Source organism: Streptomyces sp. NPDC059994 (genome assembly GCF_042737755.1).
Classification (GTDB): Bacteria; Actinomycetota; Actinomycetes; order Streptomycetales; family Streptomycetaceae; genus Streptomyces.
The window spans coordinates 74,096-97,369 of record NZ_JBHWUR010000020.1 but is presented as its reverse complement, the minus strand read 5'-3'; the positions used below and the strand labels follow the sequence as shown (position 1 = coordinate 97,369).

The following is a 23,274-nucleotide window of genomic DNA, read 5'->3' as shown; positions in this document are numbered from 1 at the left end:
GTCCGGGGGCGTAGCCCCCGGGAGACCTCCTCCGCCCCCCACCCGCCCCCGGAGGGTTTAGGTGAAGGGGCGGGGTGGGGCTACAACCTGCTCAGCGACGCCGTCGCCAGCAGCACGTCCCGGATCGCCTCGCGGTCGCCCAGGTGGCCCGCCGCCGCGTCCTCGGGCGGGACGTGGCCTGCCGCCAGGCGGCAGAACTCGACGCCGTCCAGGGCGATGTGGGCCACCTCGTGGTCGGGGGAGCCGACCGCCGCCGGGGAGTCGAGCGCGATGTGCCAGTCACCGCCGCCCGAGCCCTCGATCTCCAGGCGCAGGGAGCGCCCGGGCGAGCCCGCCGTGACGAGCTGGCGCGGCGGCGGCGCCAGACCCGCGCGCCGGCGCGCGGCCAGCGTGTCCGGGAGGATCCGTGCCGCCAGGTCGATCATCCGGTGCAGATGCGCCCCGGACGGCGGGTCGTACGGGTAGTCCACCGCCTCCGCGATGTCCCCCGCGTGGATCCAGCACTCGAAGGCCCGGTCGAGGAGCGCGTCCTGGAGCGGGAGGGCGAAGCCGCCGTAGGGGACGGCCAGTTCGGCCGCGCCCCGGCCCGCGAACGACACCGTACGGATCAGCGTGTGCGTCTGCTCGCGCCACGGCTCCCGGACCGCCCGCGTCAGCGGAAAGCGCGTCGAGGTCCAGAAGGCCTCGGTGCGGGCCGTCGGACCCGAAGGGAGGCCCGCGCCCGACGGGTCGTCCAGGCCCAGCGCCGCCGCCACGAGGCCGTCCACGGCCATCAGATGGCCGATCACGCCCGCCACCGTCGTCTTGCGGTTCACCTGCCGCTCCCGCTCGAACCACTTCAGCCGCACCGGCGCGTGCCACTCCGCGTCGCCGAAGTCGTTGAGCAGTGCGTCGAGCCGGGCGGCCTCCGCGTCGTACGCGGACGCCCAGTCCGGTACCGGGATGCGTGCCGGGCGCAGGCCCAGACAGTTCTCCAGGACCCGGGACCGCAGCAGCGGGTCCAGATCGAGGCTGCGGTCGGTGTGCAGCAGCCCCACCGCGTCCCGCAGCCGCAGCGCCTCGTCCGCGCAGGGCGCGCATTCGGTGAGGTGTGCCTCCACGGCCTCGGTCTCCTCCGCCGAGCACGCGGTCAGCGCCCACGCCCCGAGCAGCGATTTCAATATGGCGTGCGAGCGGACGACCGGCTCCGGCGGCGGGGGCGGCGGGAGGGACGGCAGCCGTTCCATGTCGTCCGCGGCCCGGCGCGGTGGCGGTATGCGCGGCGTGCCGTTCTCGTCGTCGGGAAGCGGCGGACCTTGCTCGGCGGGCCCGGTCACAGCGCACGTCCGTAACCGGGCGGCGAGGACCCCTCAGGCGGGCGGGTGTTCGCCGTGGACAGCAGCTGGAGCCCGAGCCGCAGCCGGCGCCGGGCCTCGTCCTCGCTGATGGAGAGGTCGGCGGCGGCCTGCCGGTAGTCGCGGCGCTGGTGGTACGCCAGGTCCAGGGCCTGGCGCAGCGGCGCGGGCATCGACGTCACGATGTAGTCGGCGCGGGCGGCCGCGCTGGCCCGCCGCACCTTCGCCTCCAGCTCCTCGGTGGAGCCGCCGCGCTCCGCGTACTGCGCCGCCTCGGCCTGGCGCAGCCGCAGCACGGCCTGGCGCTGGGTGAGTTTGGCGACCCAGGAGCGCATGGAGCCCTGCTTGGGGTCGTACGCGTCCGGGTTCTCCCACACGTAGCCGAACACCTCGCGGGTGATCTGGTCGGCGGCGGAGTCCTCGCCGAGCACGCGGTGGGCCAGGCTGTGCACGAGCGAGGCGAACCGGTCGTACAGCTCGCCGAGCGCGGCCGCCTCGCCGCGCGCCAGGCGCTGCTGCATCTTGCGGTCCCAGCGAGGTGGTGCGTCCTTCGCCATGCGGCTCCCCAACCGTCTACGCGTGTACCGTTGTGCGTTCTTTGTATCTTTTGTCCGCGCCCCTGTGTACTCGTGTCTCCTCGAATGTAGTGCGCCCGACCGAGAACGAGCGCTCCTTTACGGCAAGTGCGCCCCCGAACCGGCAGGTCGTGATAGTGGCGAAGTGGTTTCGCGCGATCCGGTCCGGGAAGGCGCGCCGGTACGGGCGGGGGCCGACGGCACAGAGAGGTACCGGACGCGTGACGCTGATCGTGAACGAGGCCGAGCAGGGCGGATGGGCCGTGGTGTGCGTCCGCGGGGAACTGGACCTGGTGACGGCGCCGCAGGTCAGGCGCGTGGTCCACGAGGCGGTCGCGGCGGGCCGGCACGATCTGGTGCTCGATCTGTCCGGGGTGCTGTTCTGCGACTCCAGCGGTGTGGGCGTCCTGATCGCCACCCGCCGTCTGATCCGCTCCTGCCGGGGCAGGCTCCGGCTGATCCTCCCGGCCCGGGGCGCGGCCGAGGGCTCGCATGTGAACCGGGTGCTGGCGGCCCTGGGGGTACGCCGTCTCTTCGACGTGTACGGGGACGTGACGACAGCGGCCCGAGAGGAAGAGGAACCACTCTCTGCCTAGCCGGGACGTCCGGGGCCACTTGAGGGGCGCGGGGAACTGTGCGACCGGCCACCCATGGTCCGCAGACAAAGGCGGGTTTCAGGGGCGCGGGGAACTGCGCGACCAGCCCCCACCGACCCGCAGACAATCACGCACGCCTTTGGGGGTGCGGGGAACTGCGCGCTCAGCCACACACGGCCCGCACCCGAAACTCAGCCCCCACCACCCCCGAACATCTCCCGCAACCTGTACTTCAGTACCTTCCGCAGCGTCTCGTTGCGCGGCAGCGCCTCCACCACCTCCAGTTGCTCGGGCAGCTTGTGCACGGACAGTCCGGCGCCCCGCAAATACGCGACGACCGCGTCCAGGGTCAACACCTCGGCCCCCGGCGGCTGTTCGACCACAGCGCAGACCCGTTCCCCCCGTTCCACGTCCGGCAGCCCGATCACCGCCACGTCCCCGACGGCCGGATGCGCGGCGAGCAGATCCTCGACCTCCTTCGCCGAGATGTTCTCGCCCTTGCGGATGATCACGTCCTTGAGCCGCCCGGTGAGCACCAGATGCCCGCTCTCCTTCACGAACCCCAGATCGCCCGTGCGCAGGAACCCGTCCGCGTCGAAGGCCTCGGCGGTCTGCGCGGGGTCCACATACCCCTGGCACACGGCCTCCCCGCGCAGCCGCACCTCGCCGTCGACGATCCGTATCTCCATGCCCTCGGGCGGCCGCCCCTCCGTCGTGGCCAGGTTCTCCTCCGTGTCGTCCGGTGAGCCCATCGTGATCATCGGGACCTCGGTCATGCCGTAGCCGTGGGTGAGTTGCACCCCCATCTCCCGTACGACGGAGCGGTAGACCTCCGGCGGCTTGGGCGCCCCGCCGCCCGCGAGCAGCCGCAGCGAGGGGATGACCTCGGCGCCCGGCCGCTTGCGCTGCTCGGCCAGGAACATCGAGTAGAACGCGGTCGACCCGCCGGCCACCGTCACGCCGTGCTTGCGGTACGCCTCCAGCGCGTCCGGCAGCGCGAACTGCTCGAACATCACCGCGGGGAAGCCGTACAGGAGCAGCATCACGGTGTAGTCGGGCCCGGCGATGTGGGCGTACGGGAACGCCATCGAGCCCACGTCGTCCGCCGACAGGTGCAGCGCGTGCGCCAGGCACGAGCCGCCCGCGATCAGCGAGCGGTCGGTGTGCAGCACGCCCTTGGGGTCGGAGGTGGTGCCCGAGGTCCAGTAGATCCAGCGGACGGTGGTGCCGTCGGCGGGCGGGGGCGGCAGGACGGCCGGGTCGCCGTCCGGGAGCGTCCCGTACGCCTCGAAGACGCCCCGTGCGCCGAGCCGGGCCGCCATCGCGGTGTGGTCGAACCCGCGCCAGAGTCCGGGCACCGCGAAGAACTCCGCGCCCGACTCCCGTAGCGCGAAACCCACTTCGCGGTCGCGGTAGAAGGGGATGACGGGCGACTGGACGGCCCCGAGCCGGGCGAGGGCGAAGGAGAGGAGCGCGGTCTCGATCCGGGTGGGCAGCTGCCAGGCGACCACCGTGCCGGGCCGTACGCCCAGGTCGTAGAGGCCCGCTGCCACCCGCTCGGCGCGGTCGCGCAGCTCGCCGAAGCTCAGGGCGCGGTCGTCCTGGAGCAGGACGGGTCGGTGGGGGGTGAGGGCGGCGCGGCGGGCGACCAGTTCCCAGAGGGTGCGCGAGGCGCCCAGTGCGTGTGCGGTGTCGTTCACTCCGACGTCGTTCACTTCGACCCCCAGTGACCGCGTAACTGACGAGTAGTCAGATCGTGGCCAGAGCGTAGGGCGCACCGCCTTGTCGGTCCAGGGGTGCGGGGCTAGCCTGATTTCTGACGGGTCATCAGATGAGTAAGCCGGGTGGAGGCCACGCATGACCGAACTGCCGCGCATCGTCAGCGTCGACGACCATGTGATCGAACCGGCCCACCTCTTCGAGACCTGGCTCCCGGCCAGGTACCGCGAGCGCGGTCCGCGCCCGCTGACCGCCGGGATCGGTGAACTGGCCTACGTGGGCGGCAAGTACCGGATCACCATGGACCCGGAAGGACCGCCGACCGACTGGTGGATCTACGAGGACCTGAAGTTCCCGTACAAGCGCAACATCGCCGCCGTCGGCTTCGACCGCGACGACATGACGCTGGAGGGCATCACTCGCAAGGAGATGCGGCGGGGCTGCTGGGATCCGAAGGCGCGGCTCGCCGACATGGATCTCAATCACGTCGAGGCGTCGCTGTGCTTCCCGACCTTCCCCCGGTTCTGCGGGCAGACGTTCGCCGAGGCGCGGGACAAGCAGGTCGCGCTGGCCTGTGTGCGGGCGTACAACGACTGGATGGTGGAGGAGTGGTGCGGGGACAGTGGGGGGCGGCTGATCCCGCTCTGTCTGATCCCGCTGTGGGACATCGATCTGGCCGTGGCGGAGATCCGGCGCAACGCGGCACGCGGGGTGCGGGCGGTGACGTTCTCCGAGATCCCCACCCACCTGGGCCTGCCGTCGATCCACTCCGGCTACTGGGACCCGTTCTTCGCGGTCTGCGAGGAGACCGGGACGGTGGTGAACATGCACATCGGGAGCAGCAGCCAGATGCCCGCCGCATCCCCGGACGCCCCGCCCGCCGTCCAGGCCTCGCTCAGCTTCAACAACGCGATGGCGTCGATGATGGACTTCCTCTTCTCCGGCGTCCTGGTGAAGTTCCCCCGCCTCACACTGGCTTACTCCGAGGGCCAGATGGGCTGGATCCCGTACGCCCTGGAGCGCGCCGACGACGTGTGGGAGGAGCACCGTGCCTGGGGCGGGGTCCGCGACCTGATCCCCGAGCCGCCCTCCACGTACTACTACCGGCAGATCTTCTGCTGCTTCTTCCGCGACAAGCACGGCGTCGCCTCCCTGGACGTGGTGGGACGGGACAACGCGACCTTCGAGACGGACTACCCGCACGTCGACTCGACCTTCCCGCACACCAAGGAGGTCGCCCTCGACCACGTCAAGGGCCTCGACGACGAGACGGTGTACAAGCTGATGCGGGGCAATGCGATCCGCATGCTGGGATTGGACCTCGACCGCTGATGGACCTCTCGTACACGCCCGAGGAGGAGGAGTTCCGGGCACGGCTCAGGGAGTGGCTCGCGGCCGTGCTGCCGGGGCTGCCGCCGAAGCCGGACCCGCTGGACTGGCCGGGGCGGCGCGCGTACGACACCGGCTGGCAGCGGATGCTGTACGACGCCGGGTACGCGCGCGTGCACTGGGGGGCGTCCGCCACCCTGCGGCTGATCTTCCTGGAGGAGACCGAGCGCGCCGGGGCGCCCTATGTCGGCGCGAACTTCGTGGGGCTGCTGCACGCGGGCCCCACCATCGCGGCCGAGGGAACCGAGGAGCAGCGCGCGCGGTGGCTGGAGCCGGTGCTGCGCGGGGACGAGGTGTGGTGCCAGGGGTTCAGTGAGCCCGACGCGGGCTCGGACCTGGCGGCGCTGCGGACCCGGGCGGTGCGCGACGGGGACGCGTACGTGGTGAGCGGCTCCAAGATCTGGACCTCGCACGCGGAGGTCGCCGACTGGTGCGAACTGCTGGCGCGCACCGATCCCGACGCACCCAAGCACCGGGGCATCAGCTGGCTGGCGATGCCGATGGACGCGCCCGGCATCACGGTACGGCCGCTGCGGACCCTCGCCGGGTCGGACGAGTTCGCCCAGCTCTTCCTCGACGAGGTGCGGATCCCGGTCGACCACCGCGTCGGCGCCGAGAACGACGGCTGGCGCGTGACCATGGTGACGTTGTCGTACGAGCGGGGCACGGCCTTCGTCGGCGAGGTGGTCGCCTGCCGCCGCGTCCTGGTGGGGATCGCCCGCGCGGCCCACCGGAACGGCACCTGGGACGATGCGGTGATTCGCCGTCAACTGGGGTGTCTGCACGCCGAGTTCACCGCGCTCTGGCGACTGATCCAGTGGAACGTGAGCGAGTCCGGGCATACCGGCGGTGTCCCCGGGGTCGGCGGTTCGGTCTTCAAGCTCCGCTACTCGCACGCCCGCCAGGAGCTGTACGACGCCGCCGCCGCCGTCCTCGGCCCCGACGCACTCGACCTCGGCCGCGAGTGGACCCTGGGCCGGCTGTCCTCGCTCTCGTACACCATCGCCGCCGGCACCTCGCAGATCCAGCAGAACATCGTCGCCGAGCGGATCCTCGGCCTGCCGAAGGGCCGCTGATGGACCTGCAACTCACGGACGACCAACGGGCGTTGCGGGCGGGCGTACGGGACCTGCTCGCCCGGCGCTTCGACGCCACGGCGCTGCGGGCGGCCGTCGACGGGGGAGGGCTCGACCGGGGTCTGTGGCGGGCGCTCGGCGAGGCCGGGTTCTTCGCGCTGCGGCTGCCGGAGGAGGCGGGCGGGGTGGGGCTCGGGCTGCCCGAGGCGGCGCTGCTCTTCGAGGAGGCCGGGCGGGCGCTGCTCCCCGGCCCGCTGATCGCCACGCATCTGGCGGCGGGCCTGGTCCAGGGGGCGGCCGAGGGCCGGACGGTGGTGACCGCGCCCGACGGGGGCCTGGTGGAGTGGCTGGAGGAGGCCGACGTCGTACGGGGAGACGTCACCGGCGCCGAGCTGATCCGCTCGGCCGACCCGCTCACCCCCCTGCACCGTCTCCCGGACGGCGGGGACGAGGGGCCGCCGGAACGGGCGCTGCTGACCGCCGCCGAGCAGCTGGGCAGTGCGGGGCGCACCACCGCGCTGGCCGTCCAACACGCCCGCGAGCGCGAGCAGTTCGGGCAGCCCATCGGCGCGTTCCAGGCGGTCAAACACCTGTGCGCGCAGATGCTGGTCCGCACCGAGGTGGCCCGCGCCGCCGTGTACGCGGCGGCCGTGACCGGGGACCCGGTGGAGATCGCGGGCGCCAAGCTGCTGGCCGACGAGGCGGCGGTGCGGTGCGCCCGGGACTGCCTCCAGGTGTACGGCGGGATGGGCTTCACCTGGGAGGCGGAGGTCCATCTGCATCTGAAGCGGGCGTGGCTGCGGCGCGAGCGGTGGCTGCCGACGGTCCTGGCGCAGGAGCTCCAGGCGGCGGCGCTGGAGGAGGCGATGTGAGAGGGCTCCGCGGGGCGGGGGTCTGGCTGGGCGGTCTTGTGGAAGTCCCGTTCGGTGCCGCGTGCCCCAAAGGGGCGCGGGGAACCGCGCGACCAGCCTCAGACGGCCCGCAGTCGAATACCTGTCCTTCCAGCGGAGCGCTGAGGCGTCACCGAGCGTCGATACCGGGTTGTGTCCTTCGCCGGACTCGTCACGCGCCGGAGTCGGGGCCGCCCTCGGGTACGCTCCGTGGGGTGCGATCCCCCAGGTATCCGGCGCGCCCCTGTTCGACCCCCCGCAATGTGCGTCGCACAGTATGCACCACGCGTACTCCTTCGCGCTGGAATATGCCTGAAGCGCTTGTTGCGGTGACTGTACGTCAACCATGCTGTCTCGTAAGGAAATCACGTTCCGTGAGCTTGTCGAGGCGCGAGGCGATGTGTCCGCCGGTTCGGATGGTGTGAGCGGTGCAGGTGCTTCAGGTTCAGTTGGAGGTCGGAGCCGACCCCGCCGAGGTGGGGCGCGCTCGCAGATGGGCTCGCTCGCGGCTGGCCGGGTCCGGGATACGGCTGGACGAGCCGCTCGCCGAGACGTTGATCCTGATCATCTCGGAGCTCGTCACCAACGCGGTGGTGCACACCGGCTGCCCCGCCGTGCTGCGGATGCTGTTCGGCCCCGTCGGCGGACCGGCCGACGGCGGTACGGTCCGGGTCGAGGTGGCCGACACCAGTGCGTGCGCCCCGAAGCCGCGCCACGCGGACGGCGACGACACCAACGGCCGGGGCCTTGAGCTGGTCGACGGCCTCGCCGACCGCTGGGGCTGGCAGGCGGAGGGCGTGGGCAAGTCGATCTGGTGCGAGGTGGACCGGTGCTGCGACGGGGGCGCGCCGGAGCGTACGGGCGGGGCGTTCGAGCCGGGCGCGTATGAGCCGTCGTGCGCTGTCACAAATCGGGCGTAAGCGGCATAGCTTTCACTAGGTGTTGACGCGCCGTGTCGGCCTGATCACCCTTGGATGAGCGATTCGTCGCGAGGGGACGCCGAGGGCGCGGACTGGCTCTTGGTCCGTCCTGGGCCGGTCCTGGTTCTCCTCGGCGAGTGCGGGTCGCGGCTCGGCGTGGGCTCAGGGCAAGGCTCCTTCAGGGCATGGGGAGCAGGGCGAGCACGCCGCAGCCGGGTGGCGGCCGCCGTGCCGTGCTCGGGGTGCGCATGACGCGCCGCCACCCGTGAACGCGCGCCACCCCCGTATGCCCCGCCGCTACAGCACGGCGACCGGCGCGACCGGCGTCCCCGTGGCGCCCACGAACGGCTCGGGCATCGCCGACAGCCAGAACGCGTACCGCCGCTCTTGCGCACAGGCTGTGGACAACTCTTCGAGATTCCAGTTCTGGCCCTGCAGCATCCCCATCTCGACCAGGTCGAGCGCGTGCACCGGCAGCCACAGGTTCTCGACCTCCGGCGGGAAGATCTCGAAGGTGAGGGTGTCGTTGGCGACCGCCGCGACATCGCGCGCGTGGAACCACTCGGGCGTACGGAGGGAGAGGCCCGGCGAGGGGAACCCGTACCCGTGCTTGTCGCCGCCGAGGCAGAGCTGGATCTGCCCGGTGCGTACGAGCACGATGTCGCCCGCGCGTACGGTGACGCGGCCCAGCTCCTCCGCCGCCGCCAGGTCCTCGGGGGTGACCGCGTGCCCGCCGGGCAGCCGGTCCACGCCGTGGACGCGGGCCACATCGAGCAGGACGCCGCGCGAGACGAGGTGGCGGGGCTTGTCGATCCCGCTGAACTCCGCGCCGCCGTGGGCGGTGATGGTGGCGGCCGGGCGGCCGTTGTAGATGCGGCCGGAGTGCGAGACATGGGTGAGGGCGTCCCAGTGGGTGGCGGCCTGGAGCCCGAACGTCACGGCGTCGTCGCTGGTGGCGACGGTGCCGGGGCCGAAGATCTCCTGGTTGATCTGCACCATGGTGTGCAGCGGGTTGACCCGGCCGGGGATCAGCCCGGTCTGGACGCCGTTCTGCTCCAGGGGGAGCGCGAGAGGGATGCGACGGCCGGTGCGGACGGTGGCGGCGGCGGTGCGTACGACGTCGTCGGTGATGAGGTTGAGCGTGCCGATCTCGTCGTCCGGGCCCCAACGCCCCCAGTTGTTCACGCGTTTGGCGATGTCGTGGAACTCGGGAGGCAGTGCGGAGGCTGCTGGCATGTGGGCCCTCCCTGGGTCTTGTCTTCCGGTGGCTGCCGGGCTCTAGAATCTAACGGTCCGTCAGAAATCGCGGGAAGGGGCCGGGCGTGGGGAACTTCTTGGCAGGCAAAGTGGTCGCCGTGACCGGCGCGGGGCGCGGCATCGGCCGCGCGGTGGCGCTCGCGGCGGCGGCCCAGGGCGCGAAGGTCGTCGTCAACGACTACGGCGTCTCGATCGAGGGCGCCTCGCCCAGCAGCGAGATCGCGGACGCGGTGGTCAAGGAGATCGAGGCGGCGGGCGGCGAGGCGGTCGCCGTCGCCGACGACATCTCGACCATGGAGGGCGGCCAGCGCATCGTCGACACCGCGCTCACCCGGTGGGGCCGGGTGGACGGGGTGGTGTGCGTGGCGGGGATCCTGCGCGAGCGCATGCTCTTCAACATGACGGAGGAGGAGTGGGACCCGGTGGTGGCCACCCACCTCAAAGGCACGTTCACCGTGTTCCGGGCGGCGTCGGCGGTGATGCGGAAGCAGGGCACGGGCACCCTGATCGGCTTCACCAGCGGCAACCACCAGGGGAGCGTGGCGCAGGCGAACTACAGCGCCGCGAAGGGCGGGGTGATCTCGCTGGTCCGCAGCGCGGCGCTGGGCCTGCACAAGTACGGCGTCACGGCCAACGCCGTCGCCCCCGTCGCCCGCACCCGGATGTCCGCCAACGTCCCCCTGGAGCTCAAGGAGATCGGCGAGCCGGAGGATGTGGCGGCGTTCGTGGTCTATCTGCTCAGCGACGCGGCCCGGTCGGCCGGGATCACCGGTCAGGTGTACACGGTCGCCGGCCCCAAGATCGCGGTCTGGGCGCAGCCGCGGGAGCTTCGGGCCGGGTACGTCGCGGAGGGCGCGTGGACGCCGGAGCGGATCGCGGAGTTCCTGCCGGGGGGTGTGGGGGTGGATCCCATGCCGTTGCTGGAGCGGGTGGGGGAGATGGAGCGGGCGGCGAGCGCGGACGCACGCCCGAACGCGTGAGGATGCCCCACCTCGCCCCTTTCCCTGCCCCTCCGGGGCGGGTGGGGGCAGAGGCCCGCTTCCCGGGCCCTGCACCCCCGGACCCCGCTTCGGGGCCTGCGCCCCCGGACCCCGCTTCGGGGCCTGCGCCCCCGGACCCCGAGCGGGGCCTGCGCCCGGACCCCGCTTCGGGGCTGCGCCCCGGCCCCCTTCGTCCGCAGGCCGTCCGTGGCTGGTCGCGCCCACGCGGCGGAGCCGCGTCGCAGCCCCGCGCCCCTGAAGGGCGGGAGCTTCGCTCCCTGCCCCCCGCCTCTCAAACGCCGGAGGGGCTGAAGGTGCCCGCGCCCCCTTCTGCCTCAAGGGGCGCGGGGAACTGCGCGAGCAACCACAGCCGACCTGCAGACGAACCCCGGGCCATAAAGGGGCGCGGGGAACTGCGCGAGCAACCACAGCCGGCCCGCAGACGAACCCCGGGCCATAAAGGGGCGCGGGGAACTGCGCGAGCAACCACAGCCGGCCCGCAGACGAACCCCGGGCCATAAAGGGGCGCGGGGAACTGCGCGACCAGCCCCCACCGGCCCGCAGACGAACACCCGGCCAAGAAGGGGGCGGAGTCCCGGCCGCCCGCCGGAGGGCTTTCGGGAAGGGGCGGGGTGGGGGAAAACCCACCACGACACCAGGAGGCACCCACATGGACTTCCGTTTCTCCCCCCAAGACGACACCTTCCGGCGCGACGCCCGCGCCTGGCTCGACGCGAACCCGCCCGACAAAGCCCCCCGCCCATGGGAGCGAACCCTCGGCGACGCCGGATGGATCGGGCTCGGGTGGGGCGAGACACCGTACGGGAACCGCAACGGCACCCTCACCCAACAGGTCATCTGGGCCGAGGAATACGCCCGTACCAAGAACACCCCACCCCGCCTCGGCCACATAGGCGAAAACCTCCTCGCCCCCACCCTCCTCACCCACGGCACCCCCGCCCAGAAGGCCCGCTTCCTGCCCGGCATCGCCCGCGGCGAGGCGATCTGGTGCCAGGGCTACAGCGAACCCGGGGCCGGCTCCGACCTCGCCGCCGTCCGAACCACCGCCACCCGCGAACCCACCGGCGCGTACCGCCTCACCGGTCAGAAGGTCTGGACCTCGCACGCCCATGAAGCCGACTGGTGCTTCGTGCTCGCCCGTACCGAATCCGGCTCGCACCGCCACCACGGCCTCTCCCTCCTCCTCGTCCCGATGGACCAGCCGGGCGGCAGGGTCGAGGTCCGGCCGATCCGGCAGCTGACGGGGACGAGCGAGTTCAACGAGGTCTTCTTCGAGGGCGCCCGCGCCGACCCGGACCATCTCGTCGGCGGCGAGGGCAACGGCTGGCGCGTCGCCATGGACCTGCTCGCCGCCGAACGCGGAGTCTCCACTCTGGCCCAACAGATCGGGTTCGAGGAGGAGTTGGAGCGCGTCATCCGGCACGCGGGAGCAGGCACCCTCGACCCCCTCCTCCGCGACCGGATCGTCCGCCAGTGGGCCGAGCTCCGCACGATGCGCTGGAACGCGCTGCGTACCCTCGGCGGCGACGGCCCCGCCGCCCCCAGCGTCGCCAAACTCCTCTGGGGCGGCTGGCACCAGCGTCTCGGTGAGCTCGCCATGGCCGTACGGGGCGCGGCCGGCGCGGTCGGGCCGTACGACTGGAGCGAGGAGCGGCCGTACGAACTCGACGCGCTCCAGCGGCTGTTCCTCTTCTCGCGGGCCGACACCATCTACGGCGGCTCCGACGAGATCCAGCGCACCATCATCGCCGAGCGCGTGCTCGGCCTGCCGAGGGAGGCCAGGGGCCAGTGAGAGGTGTTCTGTTCGACGGTACGCACGCACAGGTGGTCGACGACCTGGAGGTACGCGATCCGGGGCCCGGCGAGGTCCGGGTGGCGATCGCCGCCGCCGGGCTCTGCCACTCCGACCTCTCCGTCATCGACGGGACGATCCCCTTCCCCGTACCCGTGGTGCTCGGCCACGAGGGCGCGGGTGTCGTCGAGGCGGTCGGGGCGGGCGTCACCCATGTCGCCCCCGGCGACCATGTGGCGCTCTCCACCCTCGCCAACTGCGGTGCCTGCGCGGACTGCGACCGGGGGCGGCCCACCATGTGCCGCAAGGCGATCGGACGGCCCGGGCGGCCGTTCTCGCGCGGCGGCGCGCCCGTCCACCAGTTCGCCTCCAACTCCGCCTTCGCCGAACGTACGGTGGTCAAGGCCGTCCAGGCCGTGCGGATTCCCCCCGACCTGCCACTCGCCTCCGCCGCTCTCATCGGGTGTGCCGTCCTCACCGGCGTGGGCGCCGTACTGAACCGGGCCCGCGTCGACCGCGGCGACACCGTCGTCGTCATCGGCACCGGCGGCATCGGTCTCAACGTCCTGCAGGGCGCCCGGATCGCGGGTGCGCGGACCGTCGTCGCCGTCGACACCAACCCGGCGAAGGAGGCCGCCGCCCGGCAGTTCGGCGCCACCCACTTCCTGACGTCGGTGGACGGCGTACGGGAGGTCCTGGCGACCGGCGCCGACCACGTCTTCGAGTGCGTGGGCCACGTCGGGCTCGTCCGGCAGGCCGTCGACCTGCTCGACCGGCACGGCCAGGCGATCCTGCTCGGCATGCCCGCGCCGACCGCGGAGGCGGCGTTCGCGCCCGCCGCGATGTTCCTGGACAAGTCCATCCTCGGCTGCCGGTACGGGAGTTCACGGCCCCAGCACGACATCCCCCGGTACGCCGAGCTGTACCGCACCGGCGTCCTGCTCCTCGACGAGCTGGTGACGGAGACGTACCCCATCGAGGACTTCGCCAAGGCCGTCGACGACGCACGGCAGGGGAGGGTGGCTCGCGGGGTGCTGACCTTCTGAGGGCGGGGCGGCGGCAAGTGCCCCCGCCCCGGTAAGCGGTTGAAGCCGGCCCCGGACCGCGGGCTATCTTCAGCCCCATGAGCTATCGCGACCTCGCCACGCGCCCCATCCTGACCTGGGCACTTGTCGCCGTCGGGGCGCGTGCTCCGGTCGCGATGGCGCCGCTGGCCGTCGTTTTCATGGTCCGCGACCGGCCCGGCGGGTACACCCTCGGCGCTGTCCTCGCCGCCGTCTACGTACTCGGCGAGATCGTCGGCGCGCCCCTGCTCGGCACGCGGCTGCGCGCCGAGCGGGCGCGGCCGCACCTGGCGGCGGGGCTCGCGGGCGGGGCGGTCGGGTTCGCCGTGCTCGGCCTCGCCCACGACGCCCACCCGGTGGTGCTCGGCGCCGCCGCGTTCGTCGCCGGGGCCGCGCCCGCCGCGACCTCCGGGGGACTGCGCGCGATGCTCGCCGCGATGGTGCCCGAGCGGGCCGTCGCGCAGGCGGTCAGCGGCGAGTCGATGCTGATATTCGGCATCTGGTCGGTGACCCCGGCCGTCACCACCTGGCTTGCGCTGAGCGTCCGCCCGTACCTTCCGATGCTGCTCGCGGCCGGGCTGATGGCCGCCGCCGTCGCCGGGCTGTGGGCGCTGCCGCCGGGCTGGCAGGCCGACACCGCCGACCGGGGCGGCGAGCCGATGCGCCGGGTGCTGTGGCGGGCCTGGCCGGTGTACGTGACCGGCGCGGCCGGCATCTCCCTGCTGGCCCTCGCCGAACTCGTCCTGCCCGCCCTCCTGGAGCAGCGCGGTATCGCGCTCGGCTGGGCGGGCCCGCTGCTCGCCGGGTTCTCGGCCGGGTCGGCGGCCGGCGCCTTCGTGTACGGGCTGCGCTCGTGGCCCGGCGCCCTGCGCGCGCAGAGCCTGGTGCTGCTGCTCGCGGTCTCGGGGTGCGTGGCGCTCGTCGCGCTGCTGCCGGGCGCGGTCTGGCTCGCCGTGCTCCTGGTGCTCGCGGGCGTCCTGCAGGCCGGGGCGATGCTCACCCGCAACCTGCTGCTGCGCGAGGTGCTGCCGCCGAGTGCGCTGACCGCCGGGTACTCGGTGATGTACGCGGCCGTGGGTGCCGGTTACGCGGTCACCGGCACCCTCTCCGGAGTCCTGCTGCGCTCGGTGGCCCCGTCGACGGCGATCCTGGCCGGGGTGGGCCTCACGCTGCTGCTGACGGTGATCGGGGTGCTGCGCGAGCCCGCCCGCGACCCGGCGGCGGGCTCAGCCGCTCGCGGCGTCGCTTCCGGCGGCGCGGAAAGTACGCCGGTAGACGGTGGGCGGGACCCCGAGCGCAGCCTGTAGGTGCTGGCGCAGCGAGGTCGCCGTACCGAATCCGGCGTCGCGGGCGATCCGGTCCACGGACAGGTCGGTCGTCTCCAGCAGGTGCCGGGCGCGCTCGACCCGCTGCTGGGTGAGCCACTGCCCGGGGCTCAGCCCCGTCTCCTCGCGGAACCGGCGCGTGAACGTCCGTACGGACATCGCCTCCTGCTCCGCCATGTCCCGCAACTGGATCGGCTCGTCGAGGCGCCCGAGCGCCCAGGCACGGGCGGCGGTGGTCGTCGCCACCTGCGGCTGCGGCAGCGGGCGTTCGATGTACTGGGCCTGCCCGCCGTCCCGGTGCGGCGGCACCACGGTCCGCCGCGCCACCTCGTTGGCGACCGCCGCCCCGTGGTCGCGCCGCACCAGGTGCAGGCAGAGATCGATCCCGGCGGCGACCCCGGCCGAGGTCAGCACGTCCCCGTCGTCGACGAACAGCACGTCCGGGTCGACGTCGACGGACGGGAAGAGCCGCTGGAAGTGCTCGGCGTGCCACCAGTGGGTGGTGGCGGGCCGCCCGTCGAGGTACCCGGCGGCGGCCAGGACGTAGCTGCCGGTGCAGATGGAGACCATGCGCGTACCTGGCCGTACGTACGCGAACGCCCGCGCCAGCTCGTCCGTGAGCACACCCTCCTCGTACACCGGCCCCAGCTCGTGCGAGGCGGGCACGACCACGGTGTCCGCGAGGGCCAGCGCCTCGGGCCCGTTCTCCACGAGCACGGCGAAGTCGGCGTCGGTCTGCACGGGTCCGGGCGCCCGGACCGAGCAGGTGACGACGGAATACAGCGCCTCCCGCCCCTCGCCCCGACTCCGCGCCCGCCCGAAGATCCGCTGCGGAATCCCGAGCTCGAAGGGGAGCAGGCCGTCGAGGGCCAGGACGACTATGCGGTGGGGTTGGGGTTGGGGTTGGGGCGGGGCCATGGGCCGAGTGTAGGTGGCCCGATCCATTCGAACCACACCATCGGGCCATCTCGCTACTGCGGCTGCTGTCCCGTCTCCTCCGTCTCCTCCTGCTCCTCCTGCCGGGCCGCCGCGTCGAGGATCTCGTCCACGGTGACGACGATGATCCGGTCCCGCTCGGCGGGCCCGAGCGCCGGCGGCAGCGCGTCCTCCCGGATCAGCCGGTCCTGCACGTGCCGCACGATCACCTCGCGCCGGGGCGCGGTCGCCCTGCTCCTCAGATCGTTGTAGACGGTCCAGGCCAGGGTCCCGATGCTCACGATGAGCGCGCCGAGCGAGTTGAGGTCGGTGTACTGGCCGGGCCGGGTCGCGGCCCCGCGTGCGTACAGCGCGGCCTCCACGTCGTCGGGGAGCCCCGGATAGGTCTGCGCGGCGAGCCGCCGGGCGGCGGCACGGGCGCCGAGTTCGACGGGGTCGGTGATCGGGTCGGCCATGTGCGGGAGCCCTCCTGGGGTGGGGGTCAGTCGGTGGTGGGTGTGGGTGGGGGCGTGAGGACGTACTGGCGTACGGCGGTGGGGAGGGGGTTGCCGGTGACGGACTGCCAGGTCTGCTCCAGGGCGGGCATGCCCAGCGCTTCGGTCATCAGCCGCAGGCGCCAAGGGCCCTGCCCGGTCTCGGGGTGCGGGACCTCCTCGAACTGCGACACACATCTGACGGTCCACTCCAGGGCCGCGTCCGGCCGGTTCAGCTCTGCGGCCAGGAGCCCGAGCTGCCCGTATGTCACGGCCATGCCCGGCCGGTCGTCGAGGTCTTCCTTGATGGCGAGGGACTTGCGGAACCACTCCTCGGCCTCGGCCAGCCGCTTCCGGTGCTGGGCGGTGATCCCCAGTGCGTGGTAGCTGCTGGCCATGCCGGGACGGTTGCCGAGGTCTTCCTTGATGGTGAGGGACTTGCGGTACCACTCCTCGGCCTCCTCCAGCCGGCCTCTCAAGTGATGGACAGCGCCGAGCTGCTGATATCCGACGGCGATGGCCGTCCGGTCGCCGAGGGCCTCTTCGATGGCGAGGGACTTGTGGTACCACTCCTCGGCTTCCGTGAGCCGTCCTTGCAGTTGGTTGACGACGCCGAGCTGGTGGTAACTGCCCGCCATACCGGGCTGGTTGACCAGGTCCTCTTCGATGGCGAGGGACTTGTGGTACCACTCCTCGGCTTCCGTGAGCCGTCCTTGCAGTTGGCTGACGACGCCGAGCTGGTGGTAACTGCTGGCCATTCCAGGCCGGTTGCCCAGGTTCTCCTCGATGGTGAGGGACTTGTGGTAGAGCTCCTCGGTCTCGGCCAGGTGCCCGCGGTGCTGGGCGACCATGCCCAGTGCGTGGTAGCTGCGGGCCATACCGGCCTGGTTGCCGAGCTCCTCCTTGATGGTGAGGGACTTGTGGTACCACTCCTCGGCCTGCGTCATCCGGCCCCGCAACTGACTGACGATGCCGAGCTGGTGGTAACTGCCGGCCATGCCGGTCCGGTTGCCGAGGCCCTCTTCGATGGCGAGCGACTTGTGGTACCACTCCTCGGCCTCCTCCAGTCGGCCGCGGTGCTGGGCGACCATGCCGATCTGGTGGTAGCCGGTGGCGATGTTCTTGCGCTGCGCGGGACTGTCGGGGCCGGCCAGCAGGGCCTGGAGATGTGAGCGGTAGGTGCTTTCGGCCAGGTCGAGCCGGCCGGCCACCAGTTCCCGGTTGGCCTGTGACCCGGTGGCGTACGCCCAGAGGGCTCCGGCCGGAGTGCCCAGGTCGGGCGCGGTGCCCCCCGGCCCCTCCGCGGCCAGCCTCATACGGGCGGTCCAGCCGCGGGCCTCCTCGCCCAGGCCCCGCATGTCCCAGTAGCTGTCCAGAAGTTGGGCGATGAGCTGTGCGTGCTCCCACATGCACTGGTCGAGGGCGGAGCCGAGCATGCTCCCCAGCATCCGGCGGTGGGCGGCGATCAGAACCATGGCGAGCTGGGCGTGTTCACCGGCCAGCTGCTCACTGAGCCAGAAGCTGAAGGCGACGTGCGCGTCCAAGAGGGCTCGGACGGAAGCAGTGCGCTGCTCGCCGTACGCGTCGGCCGCCTGGGACTTCCAATGGGTGGCCAGATAGGCCGGCAACGCCGGATGGATGCGGTACATCCCGGACCACAGCGGTGTCAGCAGGCCCAGGGCCGACGCCCGGCCGAGCAGCCGCCCCCACTCCTCGACGGTGCGGCCGCTGAACGGCTCGGGCACCCCGTTCATGACCGAGAAGCCCCCGAGCACATTCGCGTCCGCCACCCCGTGCAGCAAACTCAACACGGTCATCGCACGCTGATCCTCCGGCGCCAGATGATCGAAGGAGTACGCGATACTCGCGGCCAGCGAAGTGGTCCGGCCGCCATGGCCGTTCCCCGGCAGCGCCTTCACGCCCCGCAGCCCGTCGAGCAGATCGGCCGCGCTCGTGGTGTCCAGATGCGGCAGCACCAGCCGCATGCTCAGCGGATGCCCGTCCAGCCACTGCATCACCTCGCCGAACGCGCGCGACTCGCGGGTCTTGCGCGTGTGCGGGTACGGGGCGAGCAGCTGCTCGGCGTACTGGGTGGCCTCCTCGGTGTCCAGGCCGTCGACCCGGATGCGACGGATTCCCTCGCCCAGCCAGTCCTCGTCGGAGCGGCTGGTGATGACGACCGAGGCGCGGCTGTCACGGGCCAGGCGGGACAGGAACGCACGCATCTCGCCCTGCTCGCGCTCCGGCAGCGGCGGCGTCGCCTGCCCCGGGTCCGGCATGGCCCGTACGGATTCGAAGTTGTCCCACAGCAGCAGGACGCGCCGGGTCCTCAGGGCCCGCTCGACCGCCTCCTGGCGCTGCGCGGCGTCCAGCAGGACGAACTGGGTGTCGAACTTCTCCCCGAAGACGCGGCGCCCGATCGCGTTGACGACGCCGTCGAGGCCGAACGAGGCCACGCCGGGCTCGAAGGAGTGCCAGATCACCCACTCCGGCCGGTCGACCGCGCCCGTGTCGCGGCACCAGCGGCCGAACGCCTTGGCCAGCTCCGTCTTGCCGGTCCCGCCGGGGCCGTGCAGGACCACGACGCGCTGCAGTCGGGCGGCGACGTCCAGCCGGTAGAACAGCGCGTCGCGGCCGATGAACTCGCCCTCCGGGGCGAGCTCCTGGCCCGGTCCGGCCTCCTGGACGCCCTCGGGGCGGCGACGGATCGCGTCGAGGATTCCGTCGAGCGACTCCTCCGACTCGCGCTCGGTGCGCAGCCCGGGGAAGCGCACCTCGCTGCGGGTGTAGAAGACCGGCACCATCCAGTCGTCCAGCGGCAGCATCCCCTTGAGGGAGGGCCGTTCGTCGTTCAGGGCGAGCCGCCGGCGCCCCGCCGCGACCGCCTCGGCCATGCGGTCGCCGGCGAACAGCCGCTCGTAGAAGGCGGCCATGAACTCGGACGCGGCCACCGCGTACACGCTGTACGCCATCGCCACCACCGAGGCCACGCCCTCCTGCATCAGCCGGGTGGCCACCGCCGCCTCGACCTGGGAGCCGACGACCGCCGACTGGCAGGCGTTGAGGACCACCACCGGCACCTGCGCCCCGGCGAGAACCTGCGCCACCCGGCCCGCGGGCACCAGATCGCTGCCGCCGCCGGTCTTCTCGAACGCCAGCATCCCCTGGGGGCCCGACTGCTGGAACATCATCGGGCCCCAGCCGCCGGAGGCCGGTGGGCGGCCGAAGACGCCGTGGCCGTCGAAGTGCACCACCTGGAACGGCTCGCCGTCCTCGCGCGCCCGCGTCAGCACCTCCTCCAGTCGCTTCAGGGTCGGCGGCCGCAGCACCACGAGGTCCACGCTCCCGCGCACCGCCTCCAGGCGGCGCAGCAGCGGCCGGGCGATCATCTGGTAGCCGACGTCCGCCTCGCCGTCCGGCCGGGAGATCACCATCAGCACCCGCAGACGCGAGCCCGGAACGGTGAACACGTGCCGTGTGTCGGCGGTTTGGAGGCTGCGGGAGACCGCCACCTGGTCGAGTGCGATCGGGACCGGGCGCGCCGGGTCGGCCATCAGCTCCCAGGGCAGGCCCAGCCGCTCAGCCGATCCCGACCGCAGCACGATCTCCAGCTGCCCGCCCCGCGTCCGCGCCTCGGTGTACGCCTGCTTCGCCTCGGCCGTGGCGAAGAGCGCCGAGAAGATCCGGGCGCCCCACTCCGGCAACTGCGCGGCCACGCGCGGCCCGCGCTGCTCGTACACGCCGAACGGCATCCGCAGATACTGCTCCAGATACCACCGCAGGTCCGCCATCTCCTGCTCGTCCAGCGGCCACACCAGTTCGACCGGCTCCCCGGCCGGTCTGGGGGAGTGCTCCGCGGCGGGCCAGGACGACACCTGCACCCGGCCGTCGTCCCGCAAGTCCACCAGCAGCCGTTCGGTAAGCGGCTCGGCCATGGCCCACCCCCCATGATCACCACGAGTGGGTCCCCGGCCACTCAGTGTGAGTGTGAGGATAGACAATCCGGCCTCGTCGCGTGGCCGAACCCGGTGGCCGGATCCCTGACCGTTACCTGGCCGGATCCCTCACCGGATCCCTCACCGGATCCCTCACCGGATCCCTCACCGGATCCCTCACTGGATCTCTCGCCGGATCCCTCGCCGACCTCGTGGCCCGATCCCTGCGAACCATGGCTATCCAGCCACTCGTACGGGGAGAACCGCCCCGCCAAGCTGTCGGCATGTCCCAGACAACCGATGCCGCCGCCCCGGGCGGGCAGCAGGCCGCCCCCTTCCCGCGGCCCCGGCCCGCCCGCCGCTTCCACCGCGCCTGGTTCGTCGCCGCCGTCGCCTTCGTGACGATCATCGGCGCGGCCGCCTTCCGGTCGCTGCCGGGGCTGCTCATCGATCCGCTGCACGACGAGTTCGGCTGGTCGCGCGGCACGATCGGGGCGGCGGTCTCGGTGAACCTCGCGCTGTACGGGCTCACCGCGCCCTTCGCCGCCGCGCTGATGGACCGGTACGGCATCCGCCGGGTCGTGGCCGTCGCGCTGACGGTGATCGCGTCCGGGGCCGGACTCACCGTCTTCATGGACTCCGCCTGGCAGCTGATGCTCTGCTGGGGCCTGCTCGTGGGGCTCGGCAGCGGCTCGATGGCGCTGGCGTTCGCCGCGACCGTCACCAACCGGTGGTTCACGGTCCGGCGCGGCCTGGTCACCGGCATCCTCACCGCCGCGTCCGCCTCCGGGCAGCTGATCTTCCTGCCGGTCCTGTCGTGGCTGGTGGAGCACCACGGGTGGCGCCCGGCGTCCGTCACCGTCGCGCTCGCCGCCCTCGCGGTGGTGCCCTTCGTGTGGCTGCTGCTGCGCGACCACCCGGCGGACGTGGGGCTCGCGCCGTACGGCTCGGACACGTATGTCGAGAAGCCCGCGCCCGTCCCCGGCGCCGCCGCCCGCGCGCTGAAGGTACTGGTCTCGGCCGTCCGCACCGGACCGTTCTGGCTGCTGGCGGGCACCTTCGCGATCTGCGGCGCGTCCACCAACGGCCTCATCCAGACGCACTTCGTGCCCGCCGCGCACGACCACGGCATGCCCGTCACGGCCGCCGCCGGACTGCTCGCCGTCATCGGCGTCTTCGATGTGGCCGGCACGATCTTCTCCGGCTGGCTCACCGACCGCTTCGAGTCCCGGCGCCTGCTCGCCACGTACTACGCGCTGCGCGGCATCTCGCTCCTCTTCCTGCCGATGCTGCTCGCGCCCTCCATCCATCCGCCGATGCTGTTCTTCATCGTCTTCTACGGCCTGGACTGGGTCGCCACCGTCCCGCCGACGCTCGCGCTCTGCCGGGAGCACTACGGCGAGGACAGCGCCATCGTCTTCGGCTGGGTGCTCGCCTCCCACCAGGTGGGCGCGGCCCTCGTCGCCTTCCTCGGCGGCCTGGCGCGCGACACCTTCGGCTCGTACGACATGGTCTGGTACGGCTCGGGCGCGCTGTGCGCCGTGGCGGCGCTGATGGCCCTGGTGATCCGGCGCCCCGGCACCGGCGCCCGGACCGCGCCTTTGGCGGAACCCGCGGCGGCGTGATCCCCTCTTCCTTCGGAAGGGGGCCGAATGAAGCCGAGGAACGTGCCGGGCGCGGTGGCGGTGGCGGGGCTGCTGTGTGCCGTACTGGCGGGGTGCGGGACCGAGAAGGCGGGGAGCGCGGCCGAGGGGCGGGCCGCGTCGCCGTCGTCGAGCGCCGCCGCCGGGCAGCCGTGCCCGCCCGACGAGACGACGGAGCGGGGGTCCGGGGCGCCGGACGAGACGACGGACGAGACCACGGATGAGACGTCCGGTCCGTCCACCGACGAGACCACCGACGACGGCGACGGGACCCCCGAGCCGCCGACAGACGAGGACACCGGGGCTTCGCAACCGCCCACCGATGAGACGACCGACGAGACCACCGACGACGACGCGGGTGACCCCGGGCCGCCCACCGAGGGCACCGACCCGCCCTGTCTGCCCGCCGGGTGGTTCGACATGACCCAGGAGTTCACCGACTACTACGGCAAGCACCTCACCAAGGCCGACGACGGGATGTGGCCCTTCCTGGTGGCCGCCCGGCTGAGGCAGGAGGGCGACTCGGTCAGGGCGATCGTGACAGTGAACTTCATCCCGTCCGGCGGTGACGACTGGGAAGGCCGCCGGATCGCGGCGGTGTTCGCCCTGTGGCGCCACGAGGCGTACGGGGACAAGGGGAAGCTGCGGATCGAGACCCGCAGCGGCGGCGAGGTCTTCGAGCAGGCCTGGTGAACGCGGGGCCGCCCGTCGCCGTCAGGCGCTGAACCGCCCGAACCGCCCCCGGTGGAACAGCAGCGGCTCCCCCTCCGCCGTGCCGCCGAGCGCCTCCACCCGGCCCACCACGATCAGGTGGTCCCCGCCCGTGTGGACGTTCTGGATGCGGCAGTCCACCCAGGCCGGTACGCCGTCGAGGCGGGGGGAGCCGGTCACGGGGGCCGCGTCGTAGGGCACTCCCGCGAACTTGTCGGCGCCGCTCACCGCGAACGCCCGGCACAGCGGCCCCTGTCCGGCCCCCAGGATGTTCACGCAGAACGTGCCCGCGCGGGCGATGCGCGGCCAGGTCGTCGACGTACGGCCCACCATGAAGACGACCAGCGGCGGGTCGAGGGAGAGGGAGGCGAAGGACTGGCAGGCGAAGCCGGTAGGGCCGGCCTCGTCCTGAGCCGTGACGACCGTGACGCCGGTGGCGAAGTGGCCGAGGACGCCGCGGAACTCGGCGGGGTCGACGGGCAGCCGCTCGTCGTCCCGTACGGCCCGTAAGTCGGGCCTGGGCAGCGCCTCGACGGGCTCGGCGGGGGCCGTGGCCACCGCGCCGACGGACCGCAGGTATCGGACGACGGTCGCCGCCATCCCTTCGTGTCCCATCATGTTCCCCATTGAAACTGACG

Annotated in this window: 19 protein-coding genes; 11 read left to right on the top strand and 8 right to left on the bottom strand. The window is 72.6% G+C overall.

Annotated features, from left to right (window positions below; all coding sequences use genetic code 11):
* Positions 1-80: 80 nt before the first annotated feature.
* Together ACFWA7_RS13830 and ACFWA7_RS13825 are read right to left on the bottom strand one after the other, a co-directional pair.
* Positions 81-1,316, bottom strand: coding sequence for a zf-HC2 domain-containing protein (locus ACFWA7_RS13830; protein ID WP_385542901.1), 1,236 nt, complete (start codon positions 1,314-1,316; stop codon positions 81-83).
* Positions 1,313-1,891 carry a sigma-70 family RNA polymerase sigma factor gene (locus ACFWA7_RS13825; protein WP_385822963.1) on the bottom strand — a complete coding sequence of 193 codons (579 nt, stop codon included), beginning with the start codon at positions 1,889-1,891 and terminating at the stop codon, positions 1,313-1,315. Before ACFWA7_RS13825 ends, ACFWA7_RS13830 begins: the two co-directional genes overlap by 4 nt.
* Positions 1,892-2,130: 239 nt before the next feature.
* Between ACFWA7_RS13825 and ACFWA7_RS13820 the strand changes: the two genes are divergently transcribed.
* Entirely contained in the window at positions 2,131-2,505 is a 375-nt protein-coding gene (locus tag ACFWA7_RS13820; RefSeq protein WP_385542907.1) for an STAS domain-containing protein, read from the top strand.
* A 191-nt stretch (positions 2,506-2,696) separates the two neighbouring features.
* Here ACFWA7_RS13820 and ACFWA7_RS13815 read toward each other — a convergent pair whose 3' ends face one another.
* Positions 2,697-4,205, bottom strand: a complete 1,509-nt coding sequence (locus ACFWA7_RS13815; protein ID WP_385543006.1) for a class I adenylate-forming enzyme family protein — start codon at positions 4,203-4,205, stop codon at positions 2,697-2,699.
* 157 nt (positions 4,206-4,362) lie between these two features.
* Between ACFWA7_RS13815 and ACFWA7_RS13810 the strand changes: the two genes are divergently transcribed.
* From ACFWA7_RS13810 to ACFWA7_RS13795, 4 genes are all read left to right on the top strand, one after another.
* A complete protein-coding gene (locus ACFWA7_RS13810) occupies positions 4,363-5,556 on the top strand; it encodes an amidohydrolase family protein (RefSeq protein ID WP_385822960.1) in 1,194 nt (397 codons plus the stop codon).
* Positions 5,556-6,689, top strand: coding sequence for an acyl-CoA dehydrogenase family protein (locus ACFWA7_RS13805; protein ID WP_385542913.1), 1,134 nt, complete (start codon positions 5,556-5,558; stop codon positions 6,687-6,689). The genes ACFWA7_RS13810 and ACFWA7_RS13805 overlap by 1 nt, the downstream gene beginning before the upstream one ends.
* A complete protein-coding gene (locus tag ACFWA7_RS13800; RefSeq protein WP_385822958.1) occupies positions 6,689-7,561 on the top strand; it encodes an acyl-CoA dehydrogenase family protein in 873 nt (290 codons plus the stop codon). Before ACFWA7_RS13805 ends, ACFWA7_RS13800 begins: the two co-directional genes overlap by 1 nt.
* Before the next feature lie 446 nt (positions 7,562-8,007).
* Positions 8,008-8,499: an ATP-binding protein gene (locus ACFWA7_RS13795; protein ID WP_385822956.1), complete on the top strand. Its 492-nt coding sequence runs from the start codon at positions 8,008-8,010 to the stop codon at positions 8,497-8,499.
* A 297-nt stretch (positions 8,500-8,796) separates the two neighbouring features.
* Here ACFWA7_RS13795 and ACFWA7_RS13790 read toward each other — a convergent pair whose 3' ends face one another.
* Positions 8,797-9,735 (bottom strand): cyclase family protein, encoded by a 939-nt coding sequence (locus ACFWA7_RS13790; RefSeq protein WP_385542926.1) that lies wholly within the window; start codon positions 9,733-9,735, stop codon positions 8,797-8,799.
* Between the two features lie 86 nt (positions 9,736-9,821).
* Here ACFWA7_RS13790 and ACFWA7_RS13785 point away from each other — a divergent pair, with 86 nt between their 5' ends.
* The 4 genes from ACFWA7_RS13785 (at position 9,822) to ACFWA7_RS13770 (ending at position 14,920) form a co-directional block, all read left to right on the top strand.
* Complete coding sequence (locus ACFWA7_RS13785) at positions 9,822-10,736, top strand: SDR family oxidoreductase (protein ID WP_385542929.1); 915 nt, start codon at positions 9,822-9,824, stop codon at positions 10,734-10,736.
* Positions 10,737-11,406: 670 nt separating this feature from the next.
* Complete coding sequence (locus ACFWA7_RS13780; protein ID WP_385822954.1) at positions 11,407-12,549, top strand: acyl-CoA dehydrogenase family protein; 1,143 nt, start codon at positions 11,407-11,409, stop codon at positions 12,547-12,549.
* On the top strand, positions 12,546-13,595 hold the full coding sequence (locus ACFWA7_RS13775) for a Zn-dependent alcohol dehydrogenase (RefSeq protein WP_385542935.1): 1,050 nt from the start codon (positions 12,546-12,548) through the stop codon (positions 13,593-13,595). Before ACFWA7_RS13780 ends, ACFWA7_RS13775 begins: the two co-directional genes overlap by 4 nt.
* A gap of 77 nt (positions 13,596-13,672) precedes the next feature.
* Positions 13,673-14,920, top strand: a complete 1,248-nt coding sequence (locus ACFWA7_RS13770) for an MFS transporter (protein WP_385822952.1) — start codon at positions 13,673-13,675, stop codon at positions 14,918-14,920.
* Here the strand turns inward: ACFWA7_RS13770 and ACFWA7_RS13765 are convergent.
* From ACFWA7_RS13765 to ACFWA7_RS13755, 3 genes are read right to left on the bottom strand one after another with little or no spacing between them, the layout of a single operon-like run.
* Positions 14,840-15,856, bottom strand: a complete 1,017-nt coding sequence (locus tag ACFWA7_RS13765; RefSeq protein WP_385822950.1) for a GlxA family transcriptional regulator — start codon at positions 15,854-15,856, stop codon at positions 14,840-14,842. The genes ACFWA7_RS13770 and ACFWA7_RS13765 overlap by 81 nt on opposite strands.
* Positions 15,857-15,909: 53 nt before the next feature.
* Positions 15,910-16,329 carry a hypothetical protein gene (locus ACFWA7_RS13760; RefSeq protein ID WP_385542944.1) on the bottom strand — a complete coding sequence of 140 codons (420 nt, stop codon included), beginning with the start codon at positions 16,327-16,329 and terminating at the stop codon, positions 15,910-15,912.
* Between the two features lie 26 nt (positions 16,330-16,355).
* Positions 16,356-20,282 carry a tetratricopeptide repeat protein gene (locus ACFWA7_RS13755; protein WP_385822948.1) on the bottom strand — a complete coding sequence of 1,309 codons (3,927 nt, stop codon included), beginning with the start codon at positions 20,280-20,282 and terminating at the stop codon, positions 16,356-16,358.
* Positions 20,283-20,566: 284 nt separating this feature from the next.
* Between ACFWA7_RS13755 and ACFWA7_RS13750 the strand changes: the two genes are divergently transcribed.
* Together ACFWA7_RS13750 and ACFWA7_RS13745 are read left to right on the top strand one after the other, a co-directional pair.
* Entirely contained in the window at positions 20,567-21,907 is a 1,341-nt protein-coding gene (locus tag ACFWA7_RS13750; RefSeq protein ID WP_385542950.1) for an MFS transporter, read from the top strand.
* 27 nt (positions 21,908-21,934) lie between these two features.
* Positions 21,935-22,618: a hypothetical protein gene (locus tag ACFWA7_RS13745; RefSeq protein ID WP_385822946.1), complete on the top strand. Its 684-nt coding sequence runs from the start codon at positions 21,935-21,937 to the stop codon at positions 22,616-22,618.
* A gap of 21 nt (positions 22,619-22,639) precedes the next feature.
* On the opposite strand, the gene ACFWA7_RS13740 is transcribed toward ACFWA7_RS13745, so the two are convergent.
* On the bottom strand, positions 22,640-23,236 hold the full coding sequence (locus ACFWA7_RS13740) for a flavin reductase family protein (RefSeq protein ID WP_385543009.1): 597 nt from the start codon (positions 23,234-23,236) through the stop codon (positions 22,640-22,642).
* Between the last annotated feature and the right edge of the window lie 38 nt (positions 23,237-23,274).

Excerpts from the sequence above, each read along its gene's own strand:
- ACFWA7_RS13760 (WP_385542944.1), bottom strand. The coding sequence starts at position 16,329 with ATGGCCGACCCGATCACCGACCCCGTCGAACTCGGCGCCCGTGCCGCC.
- ACFWA7_RS13740 (WP_385543009.1), bottom strand. The coding sequence starts at position 23,236 with ATGGCGGCGACCGTCGTCCGATACCTGCGGTCCGTCGGCGCGGTGGCC.
- ACFWA7_RS13790 (WP_385542926.1), bottom strand. The coding sequence starts at position 9,735 with ATGCCAGCAGCCTCCGCACTGCCTCCCGAGTTCCACGACATCGCCAAA.
- ACFWA7_RS13745 (WP_385822946.1), top strand. The coding sequence starts at position 21,935 with ATGAAGCCGAGGAACGTGCCGGGCGCGGTGGCGGTGGCGGGGCTGCTG.
- ACFWA7_RS13800 (WP_385822958.1), top strand. The coding sequence starts at position 6,689 with ATGGACCTGCAACTCACGGACGACCAACGGGCGTTGCGGGCGGGCGTA.
- ACFWA7_RS13770 (WP_385822952.1), top strand. The coding sequence starts at position 13,673 with ATGAGCTATCGCGACCTCGCCACGCGCCCCATCCTGACCTGGGCACTT.
- ACFWA7_RS13750 (WP_385542950.1), top strand. The coding sequence starts at position 20,567 with ATGTCCCAGACAACCGATGCCGCCGCCCCGGGCGGGCAGCAGGCCGCC.
- ACFWA7_RS13780 (WP_385822954.1), top strand. The coding sequence starts at position 11,407 with ATGGACTTCCGTTTCTCCCCCCAAGACGACACCTTCCGGCGCGACGCC.
- ACFWA7_RS13755 (WP_385822948.1), bottom strand. The coding sequence starts at position 20,282 with ATGGCCGAGCCGCTTACCGAACGGCTGCTGGTGGACTTGCGGGACGAC.
- ACFWA7_RS13765 (WP_385822950.1), bottom strand. The coding sequence starts at position 15,856 with ATGGCCCCGCCCCAACCCCAACCCCAACCCCACCGCATAGTCGTCCTG.
- ACFWA7_RS13810 (WP_385822960.1), top strand. The coding sequence starts at position 4,363 with ATGACCGAACTGCCGCGCATCGTCAGCGTCGACGACCATGTGATCGAA.
- ACFWA7_RS13825 (WP_385822963.1), bottom strand. The coding sequence starts at position 1,891 with ATGGCGAAGGACGCACCACCTCGCTGGGACCGCAAGATGCAGCAGCGC.
- ACFWA7_RS13805 (WP_385542913.1), top strand. The coding sequence starts at position 5,556 with ATGGACCTCTCGTACACGCCCGAGGAGGAGGAGTTCCGGGCACGGCTC.